This is a genomic window from Bacillus sp. MUM 116 (genome assembly GCF_001866655.1).
Taxonomy (GTDB): domain Bacteria; phylum Bacillota; class Bacilli; order Bacillales; family Cytobacillaceae; genus Neobacillus.
The window spans coordinates 1-26,470 of sequence record NZ_MLYR01000023.1 but is presented as its reverse complement, the minus strand read 5'-3'; the positions used below and the strand labels follow the sequence as shown (position 1 = coordinate 26,470).

Annotated in this window: 23 protein-coding genes; 21 read left to right on the top strand and 2 right to left on the bottom strand. The window is 39.8% G+C overall.

Annotated elements, in window-relative coordinates:
• Positions 1-37 precede the first annotated feature (37 nt).
• The 15 genes from phnX (at position 38) to deoD (ending at position 14,991) form a co-directional block, all read left to right on the top strand.
• Positions 38-850 carry a phosphonoacetaldehyde hydrolase gene (phnX, locus tag BIV60_RS06820; protein ID WP_071354982.1) on the top strand — a complete coding sequence of 271 codons (813 nt, stop codon included), beginning with the start codon at positions 38-40 and terminating at the stop codon, positions 848-850.
• 62 nt (positions 851-912) lie between these two features.
• The gene (locus BIV60_RS06815) at positions 913-1,431 is read left to right on the top strand and encodes a BMC domain-containing protein (protein WP_256218313.1); all 519 of its coding nucleotides are present in this window, start codon (positions 913-915) and stop codon (positions 1,429-1,431) included.
• The gene (locus tag BIV60_RS06810) at positions 1,431-2,903 is read left to right on the top strand and encodes an acetaldehyde dehydrogenase (acetylating) (RefSeq protein ID WP_071354981.1); all 1,473 of its coding nucleotides are present in this window, start codon (positions 1,431-1,433) and stop codon (positions 2,901-2,903) included. The genes BIV60_RS06815 and BIV60_RS06810 overlap by 1 nt, the downstream gene beginning before the upstream one ends.
• 32 nt (positions 2,904-2,935) lie before the next feature.
• Positions 2,936-3,217, top strand: a complete 282-nt coding sequence (locus BIV60_RS06805) for a BMC domain-containing protein (protein WP_071354980.1) — start codon at positions 2,936-2,938, stop codon at positions 3,215-3,217.
• 3 nt (positions 3,218-3,220) lie between these two features.
• Positions 3,221-4,003 (top strand): phosphate propanoyltransferase, encoded by a 783-nt coding sequence (pduL, locus tag BIV60_RS06800; protein WP_071354979.1) that lies wholly within the window; start codon positions 3,221-3,223, stop codon positions 4,001-4,003.
• 5 nt (positions 4,004-4,008) lie between these two features.
• Positions 4,009-4,836: a hypothetical protein gene (locus tag BIV60_RS06795; RefSeq protein WP_071354978.1), complete on the top strand. Its 828-nt coding sequence runs from the start codon at positions 4,009-4,011 to the stop codon at positions 4,834-4,836.
• A gap of 6 nt (positions 4,837-4,842) precedes the next feature.
• Positions 4,843-5,124 (top strand): EutN/CcmL family microcompartment protein, encoded by a 282-nt coding sequence (locus tag BIV60_RS06790; protein WP_071354977.1) that lies wholly within the window; start codon positions 4,843-4,845, stop codon positions 5,122-5,124.
• 25 nt (positions 5,125-5,149) lie between these two features.
• Positions 5,150-6,283 (top strand): alanine dehydrogenase, encoded by a 1,134-nt coding sequence (gene ald, locus BIV60_RS06785; protein WP_071354976.1) that lies wholly within the window; start codon positions 5,150-5,152, stop codon positions 6,281-6,283.
• Between the two features lie 204 nt (positions 6,284-6,487).
• A complete protein-coding gene (locus BIV60_RS06780) occupies positions 6,488-6,763 on the top strand; it encodes a hypothetical protein (protein WP_071354975.1) in 276 nt (91 codons plus the stop codon).
• A gap of 360 nt (positions 6,764-7,123) precedes the next feature.
• Entirely contained in the window at positions 7,124-7,252 is a 129-nt protein-coding gene (gene sda / locus BIV60_RS28185) for a sporulation histidine kinase inhibitor Sda (protein ID WP_083402138.1), read from the top strand.
• A gap of 435 nt (positions 7,253-7,687) precedes the next feature.
• Complete coding sequence (locus BIV60_RS30855) at positions 7,688-7,966, top strand: hypothetical protein (protein ID WP_371261508.1); 279 nt, start codon at positions 7,688-7,690, stop codon at positions 7,964-7,966.
• A gap of 66 nt (positions 7,967-8,032) precedes the next feature.
• Complete coding sequence (locus BIV60_RS06775; RefSeq protein ID WP_071354974.1) at positions 8,033-11,440, top strand: S8 family peptidase; 3,408 nt, start codon at positions 8,033-8,035, stop codon at positions 11,438-11,440.
• Between the two features lie 306 nt (positions 11,441-11,746).
• Positions 11,747-12,928, top strand: a complete 1,182-nt coding sequence (locus tag BIV60_RS06770; RefSeq protein ID WP_071354973.1) for a NupC/NupG family nucleoside CNT transporter — start codon at positions 11,747-11,749, stop codon at positions 12,926-12,928.
• A gap of 150 nt (positions 12,929-13,078) precedes the next feature.
• Complete coding sequence (locus BIV60_RS06765) at positions 13,079-14,257, top strand: MFS transporter (RefSeq protein ID WP_071354972.1); 1,179 nt, start codon at positions 13,079-13,081, stop codon at positions 14,255-14,257.
• A 29-nt stretch (positions 14,258-14,286) separates the two neighbouring features.
• Positions 14,287-14,991, top strand: a complete 705-nt coding sequence (gene deoD, locus BIV60_RS06760) for a purine-nucleoside phosphorylase (RefSeq protein WP_071354971.1) — start codon at positions 14,287-14,289, stop codon at positions 14,989-14,991.
• A 29-nt stretch (positions 14,992-15,020) separates the two neighbouring features.
• Here the strand turns inward: deoD and BIV60_RS06755 are convergent, their stop codons facing one another.
• Both BIV60_RS06755 and bacA read right to left on the bottom strand, forming a co-directional pair.
• Entirely contained in the window at positions 15,021-15,779 is a 759-nt protein-coding gene (locus BIV60_RS06755; protein ID WP_071354970.1) for a TrmB family transcriptional regulator, read from the bottom strand.
• A gap of 108 nt (positions 15,780-15,887) precedes the next feature.
• Entirely contained in the window at positions 15,888-16,685 is a 798-nt protein-coding gene (gene bacA / locus BIV60_RS06750; RefSeq protein WP_071354969.1) for an undecaprenyl-diphosphate phosphatase, read from the bottom strand.
• 422 nt (positions 16,686-17,107) lie between these two features.
• Here bacA and BIV60_RS06745 point away from each other — a divergent pair, with 422 nt between their 5' ends.
• The 6 genes from BIV60_RS06745 (at position 17,108) to BIV60_RS06720 (ending at position 25,847) form a co-directional block, all read left to right on the top strand.
• On the top strand, positions 17,108-18,649 hold the full coding sequence (locus tag BIV60_RS06745; protein ID WP_071354968.1) for a bifunctional GNAT family N-acetyltransferase/carbon-nitrogen hydrolase family protein: 1,542 nt from the start codon (positions 17,108-17,110) through the stop codon (positions 18,647-18,649).
• A gap of 194 nt (positions 18,650-18,843) precedes the next feature.
• On the top strand, positions 18,844-20,577 hold the full coding sequence (locus tag BIV60_RS06740) for a sigma 54-interacting transcriptional regulator (protein ID WP_177177233.1): 1,734 nt from the start codon (positions 18,844-18,846) through the stop codon (positions 20,575-20,577).
• A 423-nt stretch (positions 20,578-21,000) separates the two neighbouring features.
• A complete protein-coding gene (locus tag BIV60_RS06735) occupies positions 21,001-22,194 on the top strand; it encodes an APC family permease (RefSeq protein ID WP_071354966.1) in 1,194 nt (397 codons plus the stop codon).
• Positions 22,139-22,927 carry a carbon-nitrogen hydrolase family protein gene (locus BIV60_RS06730; protein WP_071354965.1) on the top strand — a complete coding sequence of 263 codons (789 nt, stop codon included), beginning with the start codon at positions 22,139-22,141 and terminating at the stop codon, positions 22,925-22,927. Before BIV60_RS06735 ends, BIV60_RS06730 begins: the two co-directional genes overlap by 56 nt.
• A gap of 139 nt (positions 22,928-23,066) precedes the next feature.
• Complete coding sequence (gene gabT / locus BIV60_RS06725; RefSeq protein WP_071354964.1) at positions 23,067-24,410, top strand: 4-aminobutyrate--2-oxoglutarate transaminase; 1,344 nt, start codon at positions 23,067-23,069, stop codon at positions 24,408-24,410.
• Positions 24,411-24,428: 18 nt separating this feature from the next.
• The gene (locus BIV60_RS06720; RefSeq protein ID WP_071354963.1) at positions 24,429-25,847 is read left to right on the top strand and encodes an aldehyde dehydrogenase family protein; all 1,419 of its coding nucleotides are present in this window, start codon (positions 24,429-24,431) and stop codon (positions 25,845-25,847) included.
• Positions 25,848-26,470: the final 623 nt, after the last annotated feature.

Below are 26,470 nucleotides of genomic sequence, written 5' to 3'. Positions count from 1 at the left end.
ACAGTAGCATTGGTTGTTGAATAAGGAGGTTCGTCTATTGAGTAATCAATCTCCCCAAATTGAAGCAGTTATATTTGATTGGGCTGGTACAACGGTTGATTATGGTTGCTTTGCACCATTAAATGTATTTTTAGAGATTTTTAGAAAAAGAGGAATAGAAGTAACAGACGAGGAAGCCCGTGCGCCAATGGGGCTTTTAAAGTGGGATCATATTCGCGCAATGTGTGATATGGACCGGATTGCCGGGGTGTGGAAGGAAAAATTCGGCAGAGTTCCGACCGATAAAGATGTCGATGATTTATATGCCGACTTTGAACCATTGCTATTCGCCAGCCTCCGAAATTATTGTACACCGATTCCGGGTGCTCTTGATTTAGTCGCAAGACTTCGACAGAAGGGAATTAAAATTGGCTCTACAACCGGGTATACATCAGAAATGATGGCTGTTGTTGCACCTGAGGCAAAGAAACAAGGTTATGCACCAGATTATATGTTTACACCGGATGATGCACCAGCGGGACGTCCTTATCCTTGGATGTGTTACTTAAATGCTATGAATTTAGGAGTATTCCCAATGAAGCATATCATTAAGGTCGGGGACACAGTAAGCGATGTAAAAGAGGGCGTTAATGCAGGTGTTTGGAGTGTTGGAATAATCAAGGGCGGAAGCGAGCTTGGTTTAAAGGAAGAAGAAGTAAATTCCATGGACCCAGACCTTTTAGCGGAAAAAATGGAGGTTGTAGCCAAACGCTTTAAAGATGCAGGAGCTCATTATGTGATTGATAGTATTGGAGAATTAGATAAACTAATTCCAAAAATTAATCTGCGTCTAGAAAATGGCGATTTTTAGAAAACAATTAAAAAATTAAAGCTTTTGGTGGAATTTTAGTTTTTTAGCCAAGAGGTGAAGAGGTGAATGGATTGCAAAAACATGCCTATGCACTGGGAATGATCGAAACCATTGGCTTCCCGGCACTGATTGCTGCGGCGGATGCTGCTTCAAAGGCGGCGGATGTAAAGGTGGTCTCCTACCAAGGGGCGGATTCAGGCATTGTTACCATTTATATCATCGGCGATGTAGCAAGTGTCAAAGCATCTGTCGAAGTAGGGTCAGATGCTGCTAAGAGGGTTGGGCAATTACGCCATTCTCATGTCATAGCTAGACCAGATAACCATATTATTCAAATGGTTTTTCCAGGCCTATTTAAGAAAGAACAGCCAGAAAAAAACGAAGTAAAAATCGAAGTAAAAAATGAAGTGAAAAACGATAAACCAAAAGATTGGACCAAAAGTAGTCTTCAAGAGCTAAGAGAACTTGCTAATTCGTATAAAGGTTTTCCTTTATCGTCCGAAGAAATTTCTTCAGCTAAGAGAGAGGAATTATTGAAACAGATTAGCAAGTTTCCGGCTGAGAAAGGTGGCGATAAATAATGTACCTGGATAAGGATCTTGAGTCAATTCAGGAAGCGAGACAAAATCTCGAGCAGGCAAAACTTGCACAAAAAAAGCTAAGGACGTTGACACAGGAGCAAGTGGATCAAATTGTCCATAGTATGGCACATGCCGCGATGAAAGAGGCTGGCAGGCTTGCATCGATGGCTGTAGAAGAAACAGGGTTTGGAAAAATAGAAGATAAGGTGACGAAAAACCTATTTGCGGCAAAAGATATTTACGAGTCCATTAAGGATCGAAAAACGATTGGAATTATTTCACGCGATGATGCTAAGCAGGTTTGGGAGGTTGCGGAACCGGCAGGAATTATAGCGGGGATTGTGCCAACGACAAATCCTACTTCAACTGCTATTTATAAAGCATTGATTGCAATCAAGTCAGGAAATGCGATTGTATTTAGTCCGCACCCATCTGCAGCAAATTGTACGAATGAGGCTGTGAAAATTTTAAAAGAAGCAGCGATCCGGGCAGGTGCCCCTGAAGGTGCGATTTCGTGCATTTCAAAACCAACGCTTGCCTCTGCGCAGGAATTAATGAATCATAAGCTGACAGATCTTATTTTAGCGACGGGCGGCCCTGGAATGGTCAAGGCGGCCTATAGCTCTGGAAAACCGGCATACGGAGTTGGACCTGGGAATGTGCCTGTTTACATTCATTCCAGCGCCAATATTCGTAAAGCGGCCAGTCAAATCGTTCATAGTAAAACATTCGATTACGGAACCATCTGCGCTTCGGAGCAGGCGCTGGTAGTTGATCAATCCATCAAGCGAAAAGTTAAAGCTGCTCTTGAAGAAGAAGGTGCATACTTCCTTGATGATTATGAAAAGAAAAAGATTGAAGAGATTATTTTGAAAAATGGAAGCCTAAATGCGGAAATTGTAGGGAAATCACCGCAGGCTTTAGCAAAAATAGCTGGAATTCTTGTTTCAGATGATACAAGAGTACTAGTCGCTGAGGAAGAAAACATTGGAAAATCCTATCCGATTTCACTTGAAAAGCTTTCTCCAATTCTTGCATTTTATACGGTTGAAAATTGCACAGAGGGAAGTAAAGTGTGTAACGAGCTATTAGAAGCAGGCGGTTTAGGACATACTCTTGGGATTCATTGTGAAGACAAACAAATCATTGAACGCTTTAGTCTAGCGCAAAGAGTCTCTCGGGTTGCTGTCAATACTGGGACAACTTTTGGCGGAATTGGTGCCACAACCGGTATTTCGCCATCGTTAACACTCGGCTGTGGTACTTACGGAAACAATATTTCATCTGACAATATTGGTCCGGAGCATTTATTGAATACAAAACGAGTTGCTTTTGGTGTCAGGGAAATGAAAAATGAAACTCCGGCAGCACCAGCAGCTTCACAGCAAAAGGTTTCAAGCGATGAACCGCTTATTTCCAAAGCTGAAGTAATGGAAATCGTAAAAAGTATTTTAAAAGAATTAAAGAATTAAAGAATTAAATTTTAAATGAGGAGGAATAAACAATGAGTGGAGAAGCTTTAGGAATGATTGAAACAAAAGGTTTGGTAGGTGCTGTAGAGGCAGCAGATGCAATGGCAAAGGCCGCAAATGTAAGGTTGATTGGGAAAGTCCATGCCGGCGGCGGGCTTGTAACGGTAATGGTACGCGGGGATGTTGGTGCAGTTAAGGCTTCTGTTGATGCCGGGGCTGCAGCTGCAGAAAGTGTTGGGGAATTGGTATCTGTACATGTTATTCCACGTCCGCATTCAGATATCGAGTTAATCCTTCCGAAAATGGAAGGATAGACCATGGCGATTATTACGGAATCCAAACTAAGGGCCATGCTGAAAAATGGGATTCCTAATCCTTTCATCCTAGGCGAAGGGGAAAAGCTTACCCCTTCAGCGAGGGATTTTCTTCGCGAAAGACGAATTGAAGTGAAACAGCTGCATGGGAGGAAAAAAGCGAACAGCGCCAATCAGATAGCTAAAAGCCCGCTTATTCCTGTTGGGGTTTCCAATCGACATATACATTTATCCCCCCAAGATGTCGAGGCCCTTTTTGGAAGCGGTTATCAGTTAACTCCGCTCCGTGAATTATCACAGCCGGGTCAATTTGCTGCGAAAGAGCAGGTTACATTACTTGGTCCAAAAGGAATTATTCAAAATGTAAGAATCTTGGGGCCTGCACGGGGGGAAACACAGGTGGAAATTTCCATTTCGGATGGGTTTCAAATTGGAATCCATCCCCCCGTGCGCTTATCCGGTTCTATCGAAGACACTCCCGGACTAACTTTAGTTGGTCCAAAAGGGTGTGCTGTCCTTGAAAAAGGAGTGATTGTCGCTAAATGTCACGTCCATCTTTCGCCTGATGACGCAAAAGAACTCAATGTTGAGCAAGGTGATCGGCTATTGCTGGAAACAACCGGTGATCGGCGGATCATTTTTTCAGATGTGATTGTCCGTGTTAATCCCGGCTACCGCAAGGATTTCCATGTTGACCTTGATGAGGGGAATGCCGCTGGGTTAAAAACGGGGGATCTCGTTAAAGTCATTGGGAAAAACAATCAATTTTATGTGAATGGGAGGTGAGGAGGATGGATATTAGAGCAATGATTGAGTCGGTTGTACAAGAAGTAGTTCAATCGATGAAACATGAAAAGGAAAACGAGAATTTTGGAAAAGTATTATTTGTTTTTTGTGATAGTTCAGCACACGAACCTTTTGCTGATCAGTTTATTAAATTAAAAAATTCAAAAATTGGCTATGATATTTTATTTTTAGATGGTGAAACCTCATCATGGCTTGGGATGCAGCGAGTTGAATCAACTGGATCGGAAAGAGTAATTGCAACAGATGAATATTCTCCGGCCGCTATTGAACTTGCGAAGGATTATGACGGCATCATCATTCCTGAGATTGATTTAGACAATGCTGCCCGTGTTGCCGCGGGTTTAAAGGGAACAATTAAGGCAGAAATTATTTTCTCCGCCATAATGCTACAAAAATTTGTATTAGTTGGCGGGGATTCACCGGGGATAAAGCGATCTGATCGCCGTTGTTTAAACACTCTTTCATTACCTGCTCCATATCAAAAGCGATTTTATTCGTATATAGAACAAATGACCGAACTGGGAATTGAATTTTTTCCTCAAATGGATTTAAGTGAGGCGGTAATTCAAAAGTTCACTAAAAAGATGGAAGATGTTCAATCAACATGCGAGTCTGATTTAAGAGAAAATGACCATGCTCTAGAAAATAAGGCAATATTTAAGAAGAAGCTTCTCACACATGACTGGATTGAATCGCAAGCCCATTTCCCCAATAATAGTATCTACCTTTCAAAGGGTGTTATCATCTCTCCTTTAGCAAAAGATTTATTGAAGGAGAAAAAATTGACTGTAAGATTTATAGAAAAAGGATGATTATAAATGCTATTAGCAAAAGTGGTTGGAAGTGTTTGGGCAATTCAAAAAGAAAAAGGGATGGAAAATATCAAACTTCTTATTGTTCAGCCTATAAATACTAGGAAAGAAGCAGTGGGAAATGCTTTAGCCGCAATGGACAGAATTGGGGCGGGAATTGGAGAATTTGTACTTATTACACAAGGCTCACCTGCACAGAAATTAACTGCAGATAAGAATTCTCCGATTGATGCTGCTATTGTTGGTATTATCGACTCCTTTGAAATAGGGTTACAATCGGCTAATTAATGAGTTTAGAGGGAGGATGTTCATCTTGATTATTGGTGTACCGAAGGAAATTAAAAATAATGAAAACCGAGTAGCTTTAACACCAGCTGGAGTGATTTCATTTATAAATGCAGGTCATAAAGTTCTGGTCGAAAAGGAAGCTGGTTCTGGCAGTGGTTTCACAAATGAAGATTACTTAACTACTGGTGCAGAAATTATTGATCATGCAGAGGATGTATGGAATAGGTCCGATATGATAATGAAAGTAAAGGAGCCTCTTCCTCAGGAGTATGGTTATTTCCGTAAAGACTTAATTTTATTTACTTATTTACATTTGGCTGCAGAACCTTTCTTAGCAGAAGCGCTTAAAGAAAAAGGCGTCCTGGCCATTGCCTATGAAACGGTTTCAGTCAATCGCACCTTACCGCTGCTTACTCCAATGAGTGAGGTTGCTGGCCGAATGGCAGCACAGATTGGCGCACAATTTTTGCAAAAAACTAATGGCGGGAAAGGCATTATTCTTGCAGGTGTACCTGGTGTTAACCGTGGGAAAGTAACCATCATTGGCGGGGGAATAGTAGGAACGAACGCTGCGAAAATGGCAATCGGCTTGGGAGCTGATGTAACCATTATCGATCTTAGTGCGGAGCGTTTACGTCAATTAGATGATATTTTTGGCAATCAAATTAAAACGTTAATGTCGAATCCATTTAATATTGCGGAGGCAGTTCAGGAGGCTGATCTTTTAGTTGGTGCCGTATTAATTCCTGGGGCAAAGGCTCCAAAGCTCGTCACTGAAGAAATGGTAAAAAGGATGAAGCCGGGTTCAGTCATTGTTGACGTGGCGGTCGACCAAGGTGGAATCGTTGAGACGATTGATCATATTACCACCCATGATCAACCAATATATGAAAAGCATGGTGTTGTTCATTATGCTGTCGCAAACATGCCTGGTGCGGTTCCGCGAACTTCCACCATAGCCCTAACAAACGTTACTATACCATTTGCCTTGCAAATAGCGAATAAGGGAGTATATAAAGCAATCTCAGAAAACGAACCACTAAAGCTTGGAGTTAACGTTGCAAAAGGTAATATCACATATGAAGCAGTTGCTAAGGATCTTGGTTTTGACTTTGTGAAAGTCGAAAAGGCTTTAGAAAAGGAATTGGTTACAATATAGGGTGTGTATTGCATTTTTATTTAGATAGAAATAGTAAAACAACAAACAGTGCTTACTTGAGGCTGTTTGTTGTTTTAAGAGCACTGCCAGCGATTTATATTTCGGGACATAGTCTTTGCAAGGCATAAGATTGAACAAATCAAATAAGAATTTTTATGATAGTTTATTTTCTATGATGAAATGGGTTTGAGAGGAAGTTAAACCATGAGAATACAAGGAGAAATCGTTCGTAAACGTCTTTATGAAAAGAAAGGTAATCTAAATTATTACCTCTTATTTCTCAGAATTCATGATGGGGTAATGGTTAATGGGTTAAGAATTCATTATATTCCGGCACTCATATCGAATAAAATAAATTTCAGTTTAGGTCAACAAGTTGATATTAAGGGTAAAATAAAATTTCAACGGATAATTACCCCTTCAGGAACTCTTAGTTTTTCTCCGATCCCTGTGATGATTTCTTCAGATTCTGGATTATAGAATATGAAAATGGAATGACGGAGGGGGAGTTCCTAGCTGATCTTCCCTCATAATTATTTCCTGGCTGGAGATATAAAAGTTAAAACACAGCCTATTTCTCTACAATATGGAGAAAAGCAGGTATTTTAAAAAATACCATTGTAAATTTGCATTGCATTTTCCATATACCACTCCAAACCTCTTTTGGTTCGATTATGGTAAAAATTTTAGATGGTCGGCTCACAAGCCGTTGGACTCCTAAAAAGTAGTTATATGATTATTTACTTTTAGCAGGGTTTCTTTACCTTTGAAGAAACCGGTGGAAACAATCGTGATAAACATGTATTGATTAAGAAAAAGAAGGGATGGAGTGAAATAATTATGGAGAACCTTAACACTAAACAATTGCTAGAAGTTATTAATAAAGCACTTGAATTAAACTTAAGCCAAGCGTTTATTGATTTATTACGTAGTGAGCTAAATAAACGATATACTGCACAATTACAATAAAGGAATTGTCAATGAATGCTTCAAGTTCTGGTTTAGCACCCGGGATTTTTAGCTATTGGTTCTTTATTTTTGTCAATCTCGGCTGGATACAGAGCTGAACAAGGGAAATCGAAGCTACGTATTAACCTTTCAAGTATCTTCCAAGTAGATTTGCACAGAGGATGATTTAAATTAATAGCTTTGGTTATTTTACTAGCGATTTTGATTAATCTATTAGGAATTGGGATTGGCTTTGGATTCGTAAATATTTTTCAAAAACATTATGGGTCTGGCCCAATGGTTTATTTATTGTTTTTGTTTTCTTCCAATTGCACAAGTTGTATCGAAAAATGAACATAATCCAATATAGCGATTGTATCTTGTGGCGGTATGTAGGGAATATCCTTGGCATTTTATATTTATTTTTTTCTTCCTAATAGCAGTTTTGTTCTGCGTGTGTATGCTGAGCTCATCATCACCACCGCTCTTCCTAAAACTTCAATTATTGTAGTGATTGCTAGCATGGTTCTAGTAAGTGCGCTTACCTGCAGCACTGGTTTTTCCTCCACTATTTACCTTTCCTCTTCTTATAACGGTGTTACTTCTTTCAGATATAAATCTACAAAACATACTTCTTATCATGGAAAACGGGATTATTCTATCTTTAAAAGGAGCCTTTTATATTATTCATTCCTAAAGAATGTTTGTCGAAAAACAGCAGAAATTTGCCTATAACAAAACCTATATTTTTTGGAAGCATATGGTATGATATTGCTAGTTTTATAGAAAAGAGGGGGATTCATGAAGTCGGTTTGGCGAAAACTAAGTGCCATTGGAATTGGCGCAACACTGATGACGTCCACACTTTTGACTACTAACATCCAGGTTTCGGCAGCGAGTAAGTTGGGAACGTCAAAGGCGTTGATTCAACAGAGAACAGCATCACTAAAACAAAAGCTAGAAGAAAACAAGACTCCATTATTTAGCGATGATACGCTGATTATCAAGTATAAGCAGCCGCTCCTGTATGGTGAGGTAAAAGGGGCTAACCAGGATTATATTGTCGTTCAAAATGTAGAAAAGCTAGGATACATGGTGGTCAAGCTATTAAAAAAAGACACCCTGCAAAAAGTAACCAAAGCTTTTCAAAACAGCAATAAGGTTCTATCAGTGGAAAGAAGTGTCCTTTATAAGACATTTTCAGTACCTTCAGACCCGAAGGCCAAGGATGAATACTACCTATCAATGTTAAAAATTCCAGAAGCACAAAAACTAGCGGGGAAAAATAAGATTACAATCGCCGTCATAGACACAGGGATTGACGGGAACCATCCGGAACTAAATGGGAAAGTGCTTCCAGCCTATGATGAAATCAATCCGATGAATCATGGAGCCCCCGACCAGCACGGTACCCATGTGACTGGTATCATTGCTGCGGCGAAGGGGAATGGAATTGGCGGCTATGGAATCAATCCAAATGTAAAAATTCTTCCGATTGATGTGTTTGACCGCGGTGGATTTATTACTGACTATACACTCGCCCAGGCGGTATTATATGCAGCAAACCACGGAGCGAAAGTAATTAATATGAGTTTGGGGTCGCCTATGCCATCTTCCATTTTAGGAGATGCAGTTAAAACGGCCATTCAAAAAGGAGTAACCATTGTGGCGGCTTCTGGAAATGATGGAGCATCTTCTTCGAATTACCCTGCCAGCTATGAGGGCGTAATCGGGGTCGGTTCTGTCAATAAATCAAAGCACTTAAGTTATTTTTCGTCCTATGGACCTTCGATGGATATTGTGGCGCCAGGGGAAGATATTTACGCGCCATTCTATGATTATGAGAAAAAATCAACCTTTCAGACGTTAAGTGGTACTTCCATGGCCTCACCAATGGTGGCGGGGGCAGCCTCCTTACTATTGTCCAAGTATCCAAAATTAAAACCGGCACAGGTTGAATATATCCTTGAGCATACAGCCAAGGATTTGGGAGCGAAAGGATACGACCTTACATACGGTAATGGTCTTGTCGATCCCGTTTCAGCCTTAAAATACGATATTAAAAAACTTCCTTCTTTTATAAACACCACATGGACGAAAAAGGAAATTTTACAAAATGCCATATCCATTACTGTGAAAAAAACAAAGGAAGTAACAGGGGCTTTAACAAAACCTCGGCAACAAAAGTGGTACCAATTCCCTGTACAAAAGGGTGAGTATATTCAAACGGCACTTGCGGGGCCAAAACAATATGATTATAAAATGACCCTTCGTGTTTATGGGGAGGACCAAAGCCTTTCGATTGATGTAAATAAGGTACAAGCAGGAAAAACAGAAGGAAAACTCATCAAGGTTCCTTTTTCCGGAATAATGGCAATTGGTGTAAATGATGTTAATGGAAATTATGATGAGTCTCTGGCCAAACAGTCCACTTATCATCTTTCAGTTAACCGTTCTGCTGTGATGCCAGCCGATGAGTCGACCGCGGATGCTCCAATAGCGGTAAAATCTTTGCCATATACTTCAACTCCGCAAATGCTAATGGGGGAAAATGGGGACGATGATTTCTTTTATCTTAAGACGAAGAATGAAAATGTCGCAAAGGTAACGCTTTCGGGAATACCTGGTATTAAGACGAATATTCAAGTCTATAGTCTGTCCGAATTGAAAGGGATAGAGGGGAATAATGAAAAAACAGCGGATGGAAATGTCCCGTTTGATCAGCTGCCTCCAATTGCAGCGGCAAACAGTAAAGGAATTAGCGAAGGGGAAACATTGACATTCCCTGCTGAACCTAATACAGAATATTTAGTTAAGGTTTCAAGCAAACCAATGGCACAATACGATGGTGAAAAGGGGATGGTTCTTGTTGACCAGACCAGCGAAGAAGCGCAATCATCACTAGTGCCATATACCGTCAATATTCAAGGCAAGGTACTGCCAAAAGATGAGGATAAAAGCAGTAATACCAATCCCGATGGTACCCTCTCGGATTATTATCAATCGATTTTAGCGGGCGCCGTGTCTTCACCTGCCGGTAAAACAATAAAGGGTTATTTGCAAACGCAGGGAGATGAGGATTGGTATAAGATCAAGCCGTCTAAAACGGGGATTTATCAATTTAGCCTTCCAAAGGGTTCGGCAGAAAAGCCGTATATAGAAATTGTTCATGTGCTGAATGGAAAGGATGAAAATGGCAAGACTGTCATTGATGTTGATTTGGCTGGATCGAATATGAATGATGGAAATTGGAAATCAGGAGAATTAGCAGATAAAATTTTTGCAGGTTTGAAAAAGAATGACACCTATCTTATTCATTTTATGGGCAATCCAATGACAGGGGGAGGTATTTCCTTCGACCCATATCAATTGTCTTCCAAGTTACTCATTTCGAACCCTGGAGATAAGTATGAGGATAATGATACCGTTCCCAAAAATCTGCTGTCTTCGACGATTCATGGAAATTTTGCGACACCAAATGATATTGACATGTTTTATTTGCAAGGGAAAAAATCCAGTGTCTATAGCTTGCTATTTGAGAGCGGTGAGCCTAGTGCGGCCATGTTGAAAAAATATCCAAAGGAGCTCTTCTCACAAATTTATGGTGCTGTGATTGTGTATAAAGATGTCAATAAGAACCGGAAAATTGATGCAGCAGACACCGAAATGGCCAGTATTATAGCCAAAGGGCTGTTTGAAGGTGCACAAAATAATTATGGATCCTTTAAAGTGGAAAAGGGATGTAATTATATTGTCGTGGTCATTGGGCTTACGGCCAGCTCTTCACATTTATCATTAGTACCGTATAATTTATCCGTTTCACCTGTACCAGCAAAGGATGAGGATGGGAAATCGAAGGTGAAAAACAATGTACCATCTAAGCCGCTTTCCTTGAAAAAGAAAAATTCTACTACATGGATGGCAACCGGTAATTTAAACAGTGGTGTCGGATATGGGGATGAAGACTGGTATGTATTAAATGTTAAAGATAAACTGAATGGTTATATTTCGCTTTCGGGCGGCACTGAAATTGATGGGGCCATTTCCCTTTACCATAAAGGAAAGAGAATTGCCTATGCAGATTACTATGCCCAAGGGCAATCCGAAGTCATGCGTGTTCGTCTAAAAAAAGGAAAATACTATATCAAAGTAAAGGATGTACATGGAAACGCAACAATTAAGCCATATACAATTCAAGTAACAAAATAATAGAAGCACAAAGTAAGGCGGATAGTTAAGAACTATGTTCTCAACTATCCGCCTTTTTTATTCGCTTTTTTATTCGATGCCTTTTTTTCGGTGCCTGACACCGTACGTGGACTTTTTATTCATTTTGTCCGTGTGGGATGGACGATGGTGTAAAGGGTAAATATGCAGGGGGTTTATGGGGCATATTAAAGATACATAAATCCTTGCACAATATTCAAAAAGATAGTTACTGTACTAGGAGTAACCAAAATAAACGTTTGTAAGCGTCTACAGGAAGCGCAGTTTGATATCACTTGGGGGTAATGTATGAAATATGTAATTGCAATTATTGGTCTTCTAATTGTATTTGGACTGGCGTTGTTAGCCAGCCGGGATAGAAAAAAAGTAAGGTTTAAACCGATTATAATCATGATTGTCATTCAGATTCTTCTATCATGGATTCTATTGAATACGGAAATTGGTTTAATCATAATTCGGGCTATTTCAACTGTTTTCAGTAAATTACTGGAATACGCAAATGAAGGGGTAACCTTTGTATTTGGAGGGCTGGCGAATAAAGGCGAGGCACCGTTCTTTTTAAATGTGCTGCTTCCGATTGTCTTTATTTCCGTCTTAATCGGGATTTTTCAATATTTAAAAATCCTTCCGCTTATCATGAAGGGAATTGGTCTTGTTCTTAGCAAGGTTAATGGCATGGGGAAATTGGAATCTTATAATGCGGTGGCATCAATGATGGTCGGTCAGTCCGAAGTATTTATTACTGTTAAAAAACAACTCGGACAGCTGCCGGAGAATCGCTTGTATACCTTGTGTGCTTCTGCGATGTCTACGGTTTCGATGTCGATTGTCGGTGCCTATATGAATATGATTCAGCCCAAATTTGTGGTGACGGCTCTTGTTCTGAACTTATTTGGCGGTTTTATTATTACTTCAATCATTAATCCCTATAGGGTTGAACCAAATGAAGATATTTTGGAGATTCATGAGGAAGGGAAACAATCCTTTTTCGAAATGCTTGGGGAGTATATTCTCGATGGATTTAAGGTTGCCATTATTGTCGGTGCCATGCTGATTGGGTTTGTTGCTTTAATGGCTGCGATTAATCATTTGTTTCAATTATTGTTTTCAATTTCGTTTCAGCAGCTGATTGGTTATATATTTGCCCCTGTGGCATTTATTATGGGAATTGCACCTTCTGAAATGATTCGAGCCGGGGGCATCATGGCAACAAAACTGGTTACGAATGAATTTGTGGCAATGATGGATTTATCAAAAGCGGTAAAAAGTTTTGACCAGCGGACTGTTGGAATCCTTTCTGTATTTTTAGTATCCTTCGCTAACTTTTCATCCATCGGAATAATTGCGGGTGCTGTAAAAGGGTTACATGAAAAGCAAGGAAATGTCGTTGCCCGCTTCGGTCTAAAACTGCTATATGGCGCTACCCTTGTCAGCGTGCTGTCAGGCGTAATTGTAAGTATTGTTTTATAAATTGTTTTGAAACCTAGTGCGATGCACTAGGTTTTTTGTTAGCGAAAAAAATCCTTGCATAGAATGATTTATAAGGTTACTATTATGGTAGTAACTAATTATAAATCTTTATAAGAAAACACTCAACCAACCGAAAGGAGGAGTCATCAATTGAATTTTAGAATCTATCTTTTAGCCATTGCGTCGTTTGTGGTCGGAATGGCGGAGCTGATTGTCGGAGGGATTCTTGACATGGTCTCAAACGGCCTTAATATTTCGATTAGTACCGCAGGAGAACTCATCACAATTTATTCACTTGTTTTTGCAATTGCTTCACCTGTCCTTTTAACGGTAACCGCGAAAGTGGAAAGAAAACGGCTGTTGCTTTGGACCTTAACCATTTTTCTAATCGGGAATATTCTTGCTTTTATAAGCCCTAATTTTTCCATATTATTTCTTTCAAGAAGCATCTCTGCTGCAAGTGGATCCCTTTTAGTGGTTCTTTCTGTAACCATTGCTTCAAGTATTGTAAAAGAAGAATTTCGTGCACGGGCCATTGGGGTCATCTTTATGGGAATAAGCGGATCACTTGTATTAGGGGTACCGATTGGACTGGTAATTGGTAACCATTTCGGCTGGCGCTCACCGTTTCTTCTAATAGCCGTGCTAACGCTTGTTTCAATGGCCGGGGTCTATGCCTTTTTAGATAAAATTGAACCTAAGCCAATGATTTCGCTAAAACAGCAATTACAGACATTAAAAAATTCAAAAACATTATCGGCACATTTAACATCTGCTTTATTTTTAACGGGGCATTTAGCCCTCTATGCATACTTAACCCCGTTTTTAAAAACAACCTTACATTTAGATGCCACATGGGTCAGTATTTTTTATTTTATTTTTGGGATTTCGGCAGTCTTCGGCGGCGGCCTGGGCGGTTGGCTGGCAGACAAATGGGGTTCAAAGAAAAGTATTATCACCATTGTGGCTGTGTTTGCTATCGCCCTGTTTATTCTGCCGAATGTCACTTTTTCAATTACGCTGTTTGTTATCGTTATGATGATTTGGAGCATGTTAAGCTGGGCCATTACCCCAGCACAGCAAAACTATTTAATTGAAACTGCGCCGGAAACATCAGATATCCAGCAAAGCCTAAATAATTCGGCCTTGCATATCGGAATTGCCTTAGGCTCTGTGATCGGTGGAATGGTGATCAATCAGTATTCAGTTCAGGCAAATGCTTCGGTGGGCGGAGTCTTCATCATCCTCGCCTTACTTTGCGCCATTTTTTCCATCACAAGAAAAACAACTGAAAATAGAAAAGAGGAGGTGAGCATGATGATGAAGTAGGAGAAAATCCTCTCCATCATCATGGTAGAATGAGTGTTCATATTAATGCAAAACAAGGGGAAATTGCTGAAAATATTTTGTTACCGGGAGATCCTTTGCGTGCCAAGTATATTGCAGAGACCTTTTTGGAAAATGTGACTTGTTATAATGAAGTGCGCGGCATGCTGGGATTTACAGGTACTTATAAAGGCAAAAGAGTTTCCGTTCAAGGAACAGGGATGGGGATTCCATCGATTTCCATCTATGTGAATGAATTAATCCGTGAATACGGAGTGAAAAATCTTATTCGTGTTGGTTCCTGCGGTGCAATTCAAAAGGATATAAAGGTCCGTGATGTAGTTCTTGCAATGACCTCCTCAACGGATTCGAATACGAATCGTATGGGCTTTCCAGGAATTGATTATGCGCCATGTGCCAACTTTGGCCTCTTACAGAATGCCTATCAAGTTGGAACGCAAAACGGCATGGAAATAAAGGTGGGCAATGTCTTGTCTGCGGATCTATTCTACCGTGACAGCATGGATATTGTGAAAAAGCTCGCTGATTACGGCGTACTTGCAGTTGAAATGGAAACGACCGCATTATATACGCTGGCAGCAAAATATGGAGTGAATGCCTTATCAATCCTGACCGTCAGTGATCATATTTTTACCGGGGAAGAAACCACAGCCGAGGAACGGCAAACGACATTTAATGATATGGTCGTTATCGCACTCGAAGCAATTATTAAATAAAAGCAGCGGGGTTCAATCCCGCTGCTTTCTTAGTATCTTAGTCTCATTAAAAGGTTTTTGATTTCCTCATCCTGCATCAAAGTCTCTTCAAATCGTTTTGTGATTTTAGCCAAGGCTAAATCATGATAGAAGAAGTCCGCGAAAAATTTTACAAATGGCGGTGATTTTGTAATCATTGCCTGCCATGCGCCATTTTCGACACCGGCAAATAAAATCTCCTCTTCATCCGTAATGATTAAGCGGCTATTCTCTAACATACGATGCTCTTCATTTGGAGACAAAATCGTAAGCGATGAAACGCCAGCATCCACTTCCCCGACAACTAGTGCCTCTACTTTAACACCCGCTTGTTCTTGTTCGAGTAAAATAGGTAAAAAATCTTGAAAGTCTTCTTTCCAAAGAGAAATTTGAATAGATGTCTTTGCCTCTTGAAGCAACTGTTTACATTTTAGCTGAATCGAGGAATCGACCTTTAGACTCCATACCCGGTCGTCGGTTATTTGTTTTTTGTATGAATTTTGTTTCAAACGATTGATATTCTCTTGGAATTGCTTTGTCAGCATTTCGATAACAAGATTCAACGGCAGTGCTGTATAGAGCTTTTTCTTTTCGGAAACAGAATCCAGCACCAGCCCTTTTTCAATCATTCGCGTTAACACTTCATATACTTTCGCTTTTGGAACCCCGGAGTATTTTACAATTTGTGTTGCATCCAGCGGCTCGTCATTGGAGGAAAGGATCTCATAAACCTTGCTTTCGTATTGTGAAAAACCAAACTTTTGCAGCATCATTCAGACCTCTTTTTAGAAAAATTCATCTGTATAGTTTTTATCATATTAGATTACAGAATTTTTGTAAAATCAATCCAAACCAGCAGTAAGAAAAAAATCTATCAATTAAAGAATAACAAATACCGTAAATAGAATCGCCAATGCAATTCGATAATAGGCGAATACGGATAGTCCGATTTTTTGTATTAACTTAAGGAACACGACTGCGACGACCATCGCAACTACAAATGCAGTGATAAAACCGATTGCGAACATCGGAATGTCACTTGTTTGTAAAAAATCCAAACTCTTTATTAAATCTAATCCGGTTGCACCAACCATAATGGGGAGGGCAACTAGAAAGGAAAATTCAGCTGCAGTTCGATGATTCGCTCCAACTAATAGTCCTCCTGAAATGGTGGATCCAGCACGGGAAAAACCGGGGATGACAGCCAAGCATTGGAAAAGTCCTATCGCCAAAGCTTGTTTATATGTTAATTCATCAACCGTATTAGAGACGAATTTTCCATGTTTTTTTTCTGCGAATATCATCAAAATAGCACCGGCGATAAGGCTGTAAACTACAACTATTGGTGAAAAAAGTTGAGTTTTTATAAAATCATGTAAAACAAGCCCGGCAATGGCTGCGGGTATAACACCTAATATAATGTGCACAATATTTAATTTCTTAATTGGTTTTCCAATCGTACTGAAATTTAAAAGAGATAAATATCTCTTCCAATACAATACTAAAATGGCTAGCATTGAGCCGAGCTGTATCACAACCTCAAAGGTATTGGCCTTTTGACCTGTAAACCCTAATAAGTTGCCTACTAAAATTAAATGACCTGTAGAGGAGACTGGTAAAAATTCCGTCAATCCTTCTACGATTCCTAGAATAAAAGCTATGATATGATCATGCATGTTTTTCTGGTCCTTTCATTGTTATTCGTTTTTGCATCTTAATCGGATTTCGATTTGTATAAGGAAGTATAGTCTCAGCGGTATTTTTATAACAACCCATATTACAAGAAAATTACCTAATCTTAACATTCTATTTTAATATGGGCCTTTTTTACTCAAGGCTATTTTCGCATAGATTGTTGTTTTTCGTATAAGTTCATCAACCAGTATAACTTTGCGAAAATGGCCTAGAAACTTAAGTATTTGACCCTTATTAAGGTCCAAAAGTAACAAAGTTTACGAAAAGAGCCTTACTCAAAGATGAATTAATGGAAGAAATTCGTTAATTTTTAGAGATAGAGGGAATTATATAATCACTTACCTAAAAAACGATCCATCTATATTTGAGAGTTGGAATAACAAAAAGCCAGGAAGTGAGAAAAATGTCAGATACAGATATCTCTAAATATGAAAAGAAAATCATTATCCGCAATATACGGGTTGAAGATATTGACGCCATTATAGCCTTAGGGAAAGTTTGCTTTCCCAATATGGTTCCATGGACAAGGGCGCAACTGCTGAGTCATATTCGAATTTTTCCTGAGGGTCAGTTTTGTGTGGAATATGAGGACAAGATTGTTGGCTCCTGTTCCAGTCTAATTGTCAATTTTGACGAATATGATGACCAGCATACTTGGGATGTTATCACAGACAACGGGTATATCACGAACCATGACCCTGATGGCTTTAATTTATACGGGATAGAGGTGATGGTAGACCCCGAATACCGCCGGATGAAATTAGGACACCGCCTTTATGAGGCACGTAAAGACCTCGCTGTTCGCTTAAATCTAAAAAGTATCATCATTGGCGGAAGGATTCCGAATTACCACAAATATAAGGATGAAATGACTGCCCGCGAATATGTTGCAGCCGTTGAGAAGCATAGCATTTATGACCCGGTGCTGTCCTTCCAGCTCCTTCAGGGATTTACGATTAAACGGATTAACACAAAATATTTGCCGGATGACAAAGCATCAGATTCAATGGCCACGTTAATGGAATGGAACAATGTCGATTATCGTCCCAAGTCTAAAAGAATCCACCGGACAGCTTTTCCGATTCGAATTTGTGCTGTACAGTATATGATGAAAAAAATAGAGTCTTTTCAGGATTTTAGCCGGCGGGTCGAGTACTATGTGGATGTTGCTGCTGACTTTGGATCAGATTTCGCTGTGTTCCCAGAGATATTTACCACCCAATTGATGTCCTTTCTCGAAGAAAAACGGCCCGATCAGGCAGTAAGAAGGCTTGCGACCTATACTGACCAATACATTGAACTCTTTACACTGCTTTCCGTACGATACAACATCAATATTATCGGCGGTTCGCATTTCGTGGAAGAGAACGGGGATTTGTACAATGTTGGTTTTCTATTCCGCCGCGACGGTACGATAGAGAAACAGCCCAAACTGCACGCTGCCCCAGATGAGCGCAAATGGTGGGGTATATCAGAAGGAAATGAAATCAATGTGTTTGACACCGATTGCGGAAAAATTGCTATCCAAATTTCTTACGATGTTGAGTTTCCAGAGCTCTCAAGGATTGCCGTGGATAAAGGGGCAAACATCATTTTTGTGCCTTTTTGTACAGAGGATCGTCAGGCCTACCTCCGCGTTCGCTGCTGTGCACAAGCACGGGCAATTGAGAACCAAGTATATACGTGTATTGCGGGAACTGTGGGCAATTTAACACATGTAGAGAACATGGATATTCAATATGCGCAATCAGGAATTTACTCACCTTCCGATTTTGAGTTTGCAAGGGACGGGATTGTCGGGGAATGTGATGCCAATATTGATACCGTGGTTGTAGGTGATGTTGATTTGGAAAAATTGAGGCGTTCCCGGAATTCCGGGTCATTAAGGCAATTACGGGATCGCAGACATGATTTATATCGGGTGGAATGGAAAAACTTAAGCTAATAAGCTGCTCCCAAGTTGTTGGGGCAGCTTATTTTTTATAAACTTTTGATGTCGAAAAAACTACACCGAAGGGGATTAAGCCACTTTCCGACTAATGCATGCGCTTACGCTTTTCGTATAACCGTGTTATCATAATGATAGTAAAAAATTATCGCAAGATTATGATTTCAACTGCGGGAAAGGAAGAAATTCTCTTGAATTATAATAAAGACTTTGCCGTAATCAATGCCTCAACAAATGTTAGGGAAGCCTTGGATAAGATGATTCAAGCTAGTATCCGGTTATTAATTATAGAATCAGAGGGAAAGCCTGTCGGAATCTGCGATAGCTTTCATCTATTAATGCAAAAAGACCAGCCTGAACAAAAAGTGGTATTTCTAACCGATTTTATCCTAACAACCAACCACGATTTCTTTTCACTTGCCGATGACGATTTCTCCTATGCCCTCATTGAGGATCATACAGGGAAAATAATCGGCTGGACGGATCAGAAATCAGTGGAAGTTGATCATGTAAAACATACTTATTCTAAAGACCTAAGAGCCATAACGACCGATTTGGAAGCAATTGTCGATTCGATTTATGATGAAGTTTTAGTGGTTGACAGTCGAGGAAAAATCATCCGAGTTTCCAATCGAAGCACCCACCAATTATGGGGAGTGGACCCTGAAACCGTCATTGGTCAAAATATTTTAGAACTTGAAGAAAAAGGCTGGTTTAAGCCTTCTGTTACAAGAAAAGTATTGGAAGAAAAGAAGAAAATTTCGATTGTCCAGCATAACCGCTTTGGTAGGAAAATACTGGCTGTTGGGAACCCGGTTTTTAATCAAAAAAATGAATTAGAAAGAATTGTCATTGCTTCCCGTGATATTACAGCTGTTAAAAAATTAGAGGAAGAACTTGAAGAGGCCAAAACGTTAAAAGAAAAATATCGTAAAGAGGTAGATATCTTAAAGAAAGTCCAGCATGGAAATGAGAAAAAGATTATCTATCAATCTGAACAAATTAAAAATTTAATGTTTGAAGTCGAACGGGTTGCCCGGGTCGAATCAACGGTTACTCTGTACGGAGAATCTGGCGTAGGGAAAGAATTATTTGCACAGGCCATCCACCAGCTGAGCCCGCGGGCGGAAAAACCGTTTATTCGCATCAATTGCGGGTCCATTCCCGAAAATTTATTGGAGAGCGAGCTTTTTGGATATGAGAAAGGCGCCTTTACAGGTGCGCTAAGCAATGGGAAAAAGGGCTTGTTCGAATTAGCCAATGAAGGAACGCTTTTCTTAGATGAAATTGGTGAATTACCGCTAAATTTACAGGTAAAGCTTTTAAGGGCGATCCAGGAACGCGAGATTATGAAAATTGGCGGCAACAAAGCGATTCCGATTAATATTCGAATTATTACGGCAACCAATAAGAATTTGGAAGAAATGGTTGCGAAGGGAACATTCCGCGAGGACTTATTTTACCGAATTCATGTTATTCCGTTATTCATTCCGTCTTTGCGTGAAAGAATAGAAGACATTGAACCAATTGTTCACCATTTCCTTGAGTATTATAATGAAAGATTTTCGTCAAAAAAATATTTTTCAGAGGATGCATTGGAAGTATTAAAGACGTATAAGTGGCCCGGCAACATCCGGCAACTGCAAAACGTAACAGAACGGGCTATGGTGGTTACGGCAGAGCAGATGATTACCGCTAATGACCTTGTAAAAATATTGGACAACCGTCAGAAAAACCAACATCCAGTGGAAGTGCATAACATTATCCCCCTTCAGCATGCAGTCCAGGATACGGAAAGACAGCTGCTTCAATTAGCTTTATTGAAATATAAGACTCTAACAAAAGTGGCCGAAGTGTTAGAGGTGAGTCAGCCGACAATCAGCAGACTTTATAACAAACTAAAGAACAGCCTGCAGGTTCGATAAAAAATAGTACAATTGTTTTTCTAATATAGTTAAAAGAGCAGTTCATTCATTTTTGAATAATTGCCATTCAAAAATGAATGAACTGTCGGATTATATCTATAAAGATAGTTGAAATGTCGTTAAAAAAGAATTGGCACGAAAAATGCATAATAGAATAATAGGGATGGTTTAAAAGTTTAAGGGTAGAGGAAAGGCTGTACTACCAAAACAAATATAGGAGGAATCAAATCTACAACTAAAATTTTCTGACTATTCAAATTAGAGGGATTAGTCAAATAGATAGCGTTTGCAAAATTATGAACGTTATCTTAAAAGTTTTATGGCAACTTAAGGGGGAACATATATGGAAAATCACGAGGTACGTTTGAACGATCACTTACATTATCGCATCTAGTTTTATTTGGACTTGCCTATTTAGCACCGATGATTGTCTTTGGAATCTATGGAACTGTTGCGGAAGTAACCCATGGACTAGAGGCAAGCGCTTATCTTGTTGCCTTAATTGCAATGTTTTTTACTGCCTTCAGCTACACGCAAATGGTTAAAGCATATCCCGTCGCCGGATCTGCCTACACCTATACAAGGAAATCTCTTAATTCACACCTCGGATTTATGGTCGGCTGGGCTACCCTGCTCGATTATGTCTTCATTCCAATGACCATCTGGCTGATTGGAAGTGCCTATTTAAATGCGGCATTTCCTTCTGTACCATCATGGTTATGGATCCTCTTATTTATAATTGTTACAACTGCAATCAATATTCTTGGAATTAAATTAAGTACCAAGGTCAACTTCCTTATGATGGTGTTTCAATTTTTAGTTATTGCACTATTTATTATTTTAAGTATAAAAAGCGTTTTAGGCGGGGGCGGAGCCGGCACGCTTCTTTCTGTAAGTCCCTTCGTGAATACTCATGTTTCATTTTCATTTGTCCTGGCCGGAGCATCGATTGCCTGTTACTCATTCTTAGGTTTTGATGCTATCTCAACCTTTACCGAAGAGACAAGAAATCCTGAAAAAACGATCCCGAGAGCCATCATTTTGACAAATGTAATCGGCGGATTGATTTTTGTTGTTTCTACGCTTCCGAAAAAAATCTTTGGCTACCTGCATCCAAAGTTTAAAACACCAGTACTGAATATTCTGGTTGTCGCTGTGATTGGTTTACTTTCATTAAAGCTAAGTGTTTCAACGTCCACTTCATTTATAAACTTTGGGGCGTTTGTCGCTTTTATATTAGTAAACGTTTCCGTAATTGCTCACTTTTATATAAAAGGCGGCAAACGGGCAGGAAAGGACAAAATTTTCTACTTATTATTTCCTGTCATAGGTTGCTGTTTTGATATTTGGCTGTTCGTGAATCTTGATAGAAATGCACTGATTTTAGGCGGAGCATGGGCAGTAATCGGTTTCGGCTATTTGCTAGTTCTTACGAAAATGTTTAAAGGACAGCCGCCGGAAATGCGTTTTGAAGAAATGGATGAGGCTGTTTTAATGATAGCAATGAGTGGAGGGCTCGGAAATCCAAGCCCTTCTTTTATCGCTAATGGGAGGATTTTAGATGGAAAAGAATTATCGAATTGCCCTCGCGCAGCTTGCGGTTGCGGATGGAAATAAAGAAGAAAATTTAAATAAAATGGCTTCTGCCATTATGAAAGCTTTTGAACAATCGGCGGATCTCTTGGTTTTACCAGAGTTAAACCTGACCGGTCTAGTCTCGAAGGAGCAATTGATAGGAATAGCAGAGGCGCGTGAAGGGGAGAGCTTTAAACGGATTCAAAGCATGCTAGCAGATTCCCCAGTTTCCGTACTGTATTCTTTCCCAGAGTACGTCTCCGATGGGGAAATCTATATTACCTCCTGCTTGGTAGGGAAAGATGGCAAAGCATTAGCTTATTATCGAAAAACACATCTTTTTGCCGAAGAAAATGAACTATTCAGCAAGGGAAATGAGCTTAAGACTGTTCGTTATGATGGTTTAACAATGGGCATGCTCACCTGTTATGATATTGAATTTCCCGAGCCTGCAAGGGTACTTGCATTACAAGGAGCAAATCTTTTAATCGTGAATTCTGCCAATATGGCACCATATGAATATATCCATCGCTTATTTAGTCAGGCGAGAGCGCTCGAAAATCAACTCTTTGTGGTTTACTGCAATCGCATTGGGGCTAATGGGAAATATGAATACCATGGCCAAAGCGCAGTAATTGGGCCGGACGGTAAAATCATTGCCGAAATTTCTGACGATGTTGAAACGTTACAAATCATTGATCTTTCTTTCGAGAATTTAAAAAAATCCAACGCTGTTTTTGACTATTTAGCCGACCGGAGAAGAGAACTCTATTAATCCATTTAATTATGAATAGCGAATATTCATTTTTGAATGAAATTCCTCTGTGAATGATTGTAAAAAGGGGATTTAGCACTTGGCACACTTCTTGCATTATAGATTAGTAGTTGAATAAATTAATAAAGGGGTTAATAACATGAGCACAACAACAAAAACAATTGAACTTAAAACATCAATTCCAGGGCCAAAAGCTGAAGCCCTTTTAGAAAGAAGAGCAAAGAATGTACCAGTGGGAGTATCTAATAACGTGCCTTCCTTTGCAGCAAAAGGCCATGGCGCGATTTTGGAAGATGTGGACGGCAATGTTTATATCGATTTAGCCGGAGCGATTGGTACGCAAAATACTGGACACTGCCCGCCTAAAGTAGTAGAGGCGCTAACAGAACAAATTCAGAAATATATCCACCCTGGATTTAACGTTATGATGTACGAACCATATATTGAACTTGCAGAAAAGTTAAATGAAATTACACCTGGTTCACATGCGAAAAAGACATTTTTCCTAAATAGTGGTGCGGAAGCTGTAGAAAATGCGGTGAAAATTGCTCGTAAATATACAGGCAGAAAGGCCATTCTTTCTTTTGACCGTGCCTTCCATGGCAGAACATTATTAGCAATGTCATTAACAAGTAAAGTGAAGCCTTACAAATTTGGTTTTGGTCCATTTGCACCGGATACCTATAAAGTCCGCTACCCATATTATTACCGTGCACCATTTGAGGTTAGCCAAGAAGACCTTGATGCAAATCTACTGCATCAACTAGAAGACTTTTTCAAATCTGAAGTTCCTGCAGAAGAAATTGCAGCCGTTATTATGGAGCCTGTTCAAGGTGAGGGCGGCTTCATTGTGCCATCCAAGACATTTGTGCAAGGTGTGAAACAGATTTGTGAACAACATGGCATTCTATTTATAGCGGATGAAATCCAAACTGGTTTTGGACGCACAGGAAAAATGTTTGCGATTGAGCACTTTGATGTTGTTCCAGATCTAATGACCATGTCAAAATCAATCGCTGCTGGGCTGCCAATCAGTGCTGTAACAGGCCGTGCGGAAATTATGGATGCTGCGGCACCGGGAGAAATTGGCGGAACTTATGGCGGAAGTCCGCTTGGATGTGTGGCCGGCTTAAAGGTGATTGAAACAATTGAAGAAGATCAGCTTCTTGATCGTGCAAATGTGATTGGGGAAAAAATTATCTCTCGTTTCAACAGCTTAAAAGAAACATATGATGTAATCGGTGATGTCCGCGGTTTAGGGGCAATGTGTGCAGTGGAGCTTGTAAAAGATCCGCAAACAAAAGAGCCGGACAAGGATTTAACCAATAAACTTGTAGCTGAATGTCAAAAGCAAGGTGTAATTGTACTTAGTGCAGGATTATACGGCAATGTGCTCCGATTCCTTTCACCGCTTGTGATTACTGATGAGCAATTAGATGAAGCACTTGATACAATTGAATCTATATTTAAAAAATTGGTTTAAAGAATAGGAGTGTTCTAGATGAAAAAACATCTTTTAATAGATGGACAATGGAAGGAAGCGAAAGAGTACCGTCCATTATATAGTCCTTTTAATAATGAACTGCTGGCTGAAATCGCCTTTGCTGATGCGCAGGATGTAGAGGATGCGATTGCGGCTGCCGAAAAGGCAAAACCCGTAATGGCGAAAATGCCGGCACACCAGAGGGCATCGATTTTAGAAAAATTAGTGGAACTGCTAACGAAAAATGAAGAAGAATGCACCCGTTTGCTTGCACTAGAAGCAGCCAAACCTTGGACGACAGCAAAGGCTGAAGTGGCACGTACAATTATGACGTATAAATTTGCTGCTGAGGAAGCAAGACGTATTCACGGAGAAACCATTCCGATGGATGCGGCTCCAGGTGGGGAAGGAAGGATTTCGTTTACGATCAAGCAGCCGCTTGGGGTTGTAGCAGCAATCACTCCGTTTAACTTCCCGATGAATTTAGTGGCACATAAGGTCGGTCCTGCAATTGCTGCAGGAAATACGGTTGTACTAAAGCCGGCATCGCAAACGCCGTTAACTTCGATTTTCTTAGCGGAACTTCTACTAGAAGCTGGCTTACCTGCCGGCGCGCTTAATGTGGTAACAGGAAGCGGAAGCATGATTGGTGATATTTTAATCCAGGATGACCGTGTAAAAGTGATTACTTTTACGGGAAGCCCTGCGGTAGGAATTGGTATACGTAATAAAGCAGGATTGAAGAGGGTAACACTTGAGCTTGGCTCAAATTCGGCATTAATTGTTGATAAGGGTGTCGATGTTGATTCGATTATCCCAAGAACTGTTACCGGAGCATTCTCCTTTGCTGGCCAGGTTTGTATTTCACTGCAAAGAGCCTATGTTCATGAAGAACTATATGAAGAGTTCGTGGAAAAATTCGTTGCTCAAACGAAAAAGTTGAAACTTGGTAACCCGCTTGATCCGGAAACCGATGTTTCAGCGGTAATCAGCCCTAAGGATGCCGAAAGAGCCCTTTCATGGATTGAAGAAGCTAGACAGTCCGGAGCAGTAGTGGCAGCTGGGGGCGGACGTGAGGGAAATATCGTTGAGCCTACCGTTTTATTAAATGTTGATCCACAGCAAAAGGTATCTTGCCAAGAAGTATTTGCGCCAATTGTCTTAATCAACAAAGTGTCTTCCGTTGAAGAAGCTATTCGCTTTGTGAACGACTCAAGATATGGACTTCAAGCAGGAATCTATACGAATGACATCTTCAAAGCCCTAAATGCAGCTGAAGAACTAGAAGTTGGCGGCGTCATGATCAACGACATCCCAACCTTCCGCGTCGACCATATGCCATACGGCGGCGTAAAAGAAAGCGGAGTAGGACGCGAAGGACTAAAATACGCCATCGAAGAAATGACCGAAATGAAACTAATCAGCATTAAGAAATAATGAATTCGACAAAAATCGGGAGGTGCCTTGCACTTCCCGATTTTTGTTAATATAGATATTTGTTATTTTGGATTCAATTGTTTGATTCTATCTTGCTGAATTAGGAGATCAGATATTTCTATTTCATGTTTCGCTTTTTTTGTATGCACTTAGGTCAATTTTCATTTGTTTTGGATGAATAACATAAGCCTGAATTGGCTTGCGTGTCATTTGGAGCTATATATAAATATTCGCCGTTTATAAAACTGCCAACAGGTTGAATGGCCTGTCCTAATGGGGAAAAGCAATTTCTAATGATTTTTTTAAAAAAATATGTTGACGTAAAAGTATAATTGTTATATTCTAATTAAGTCGCTTCGGAAAAGCATAAAACAAATATTATTTGAAAATAATTATTTGTTGACATGTTTAGAAGTGATGTGATATAATAATTTTTGTCGCTTCGAGATGAAGTGCTAAAAAAGAATTGCTAGATAAGGTAATTCGAGTGATTTTGTTCTTTGAAAACTAAACAAACAAAAACGTCAACAAACAATAATAATCGTGTTTCTTCTATTATATAGAGAACACGAGCCAACGTAAATTTTAGAGCTACATCAACTTTCTTGGAGAGTTTGATCCTG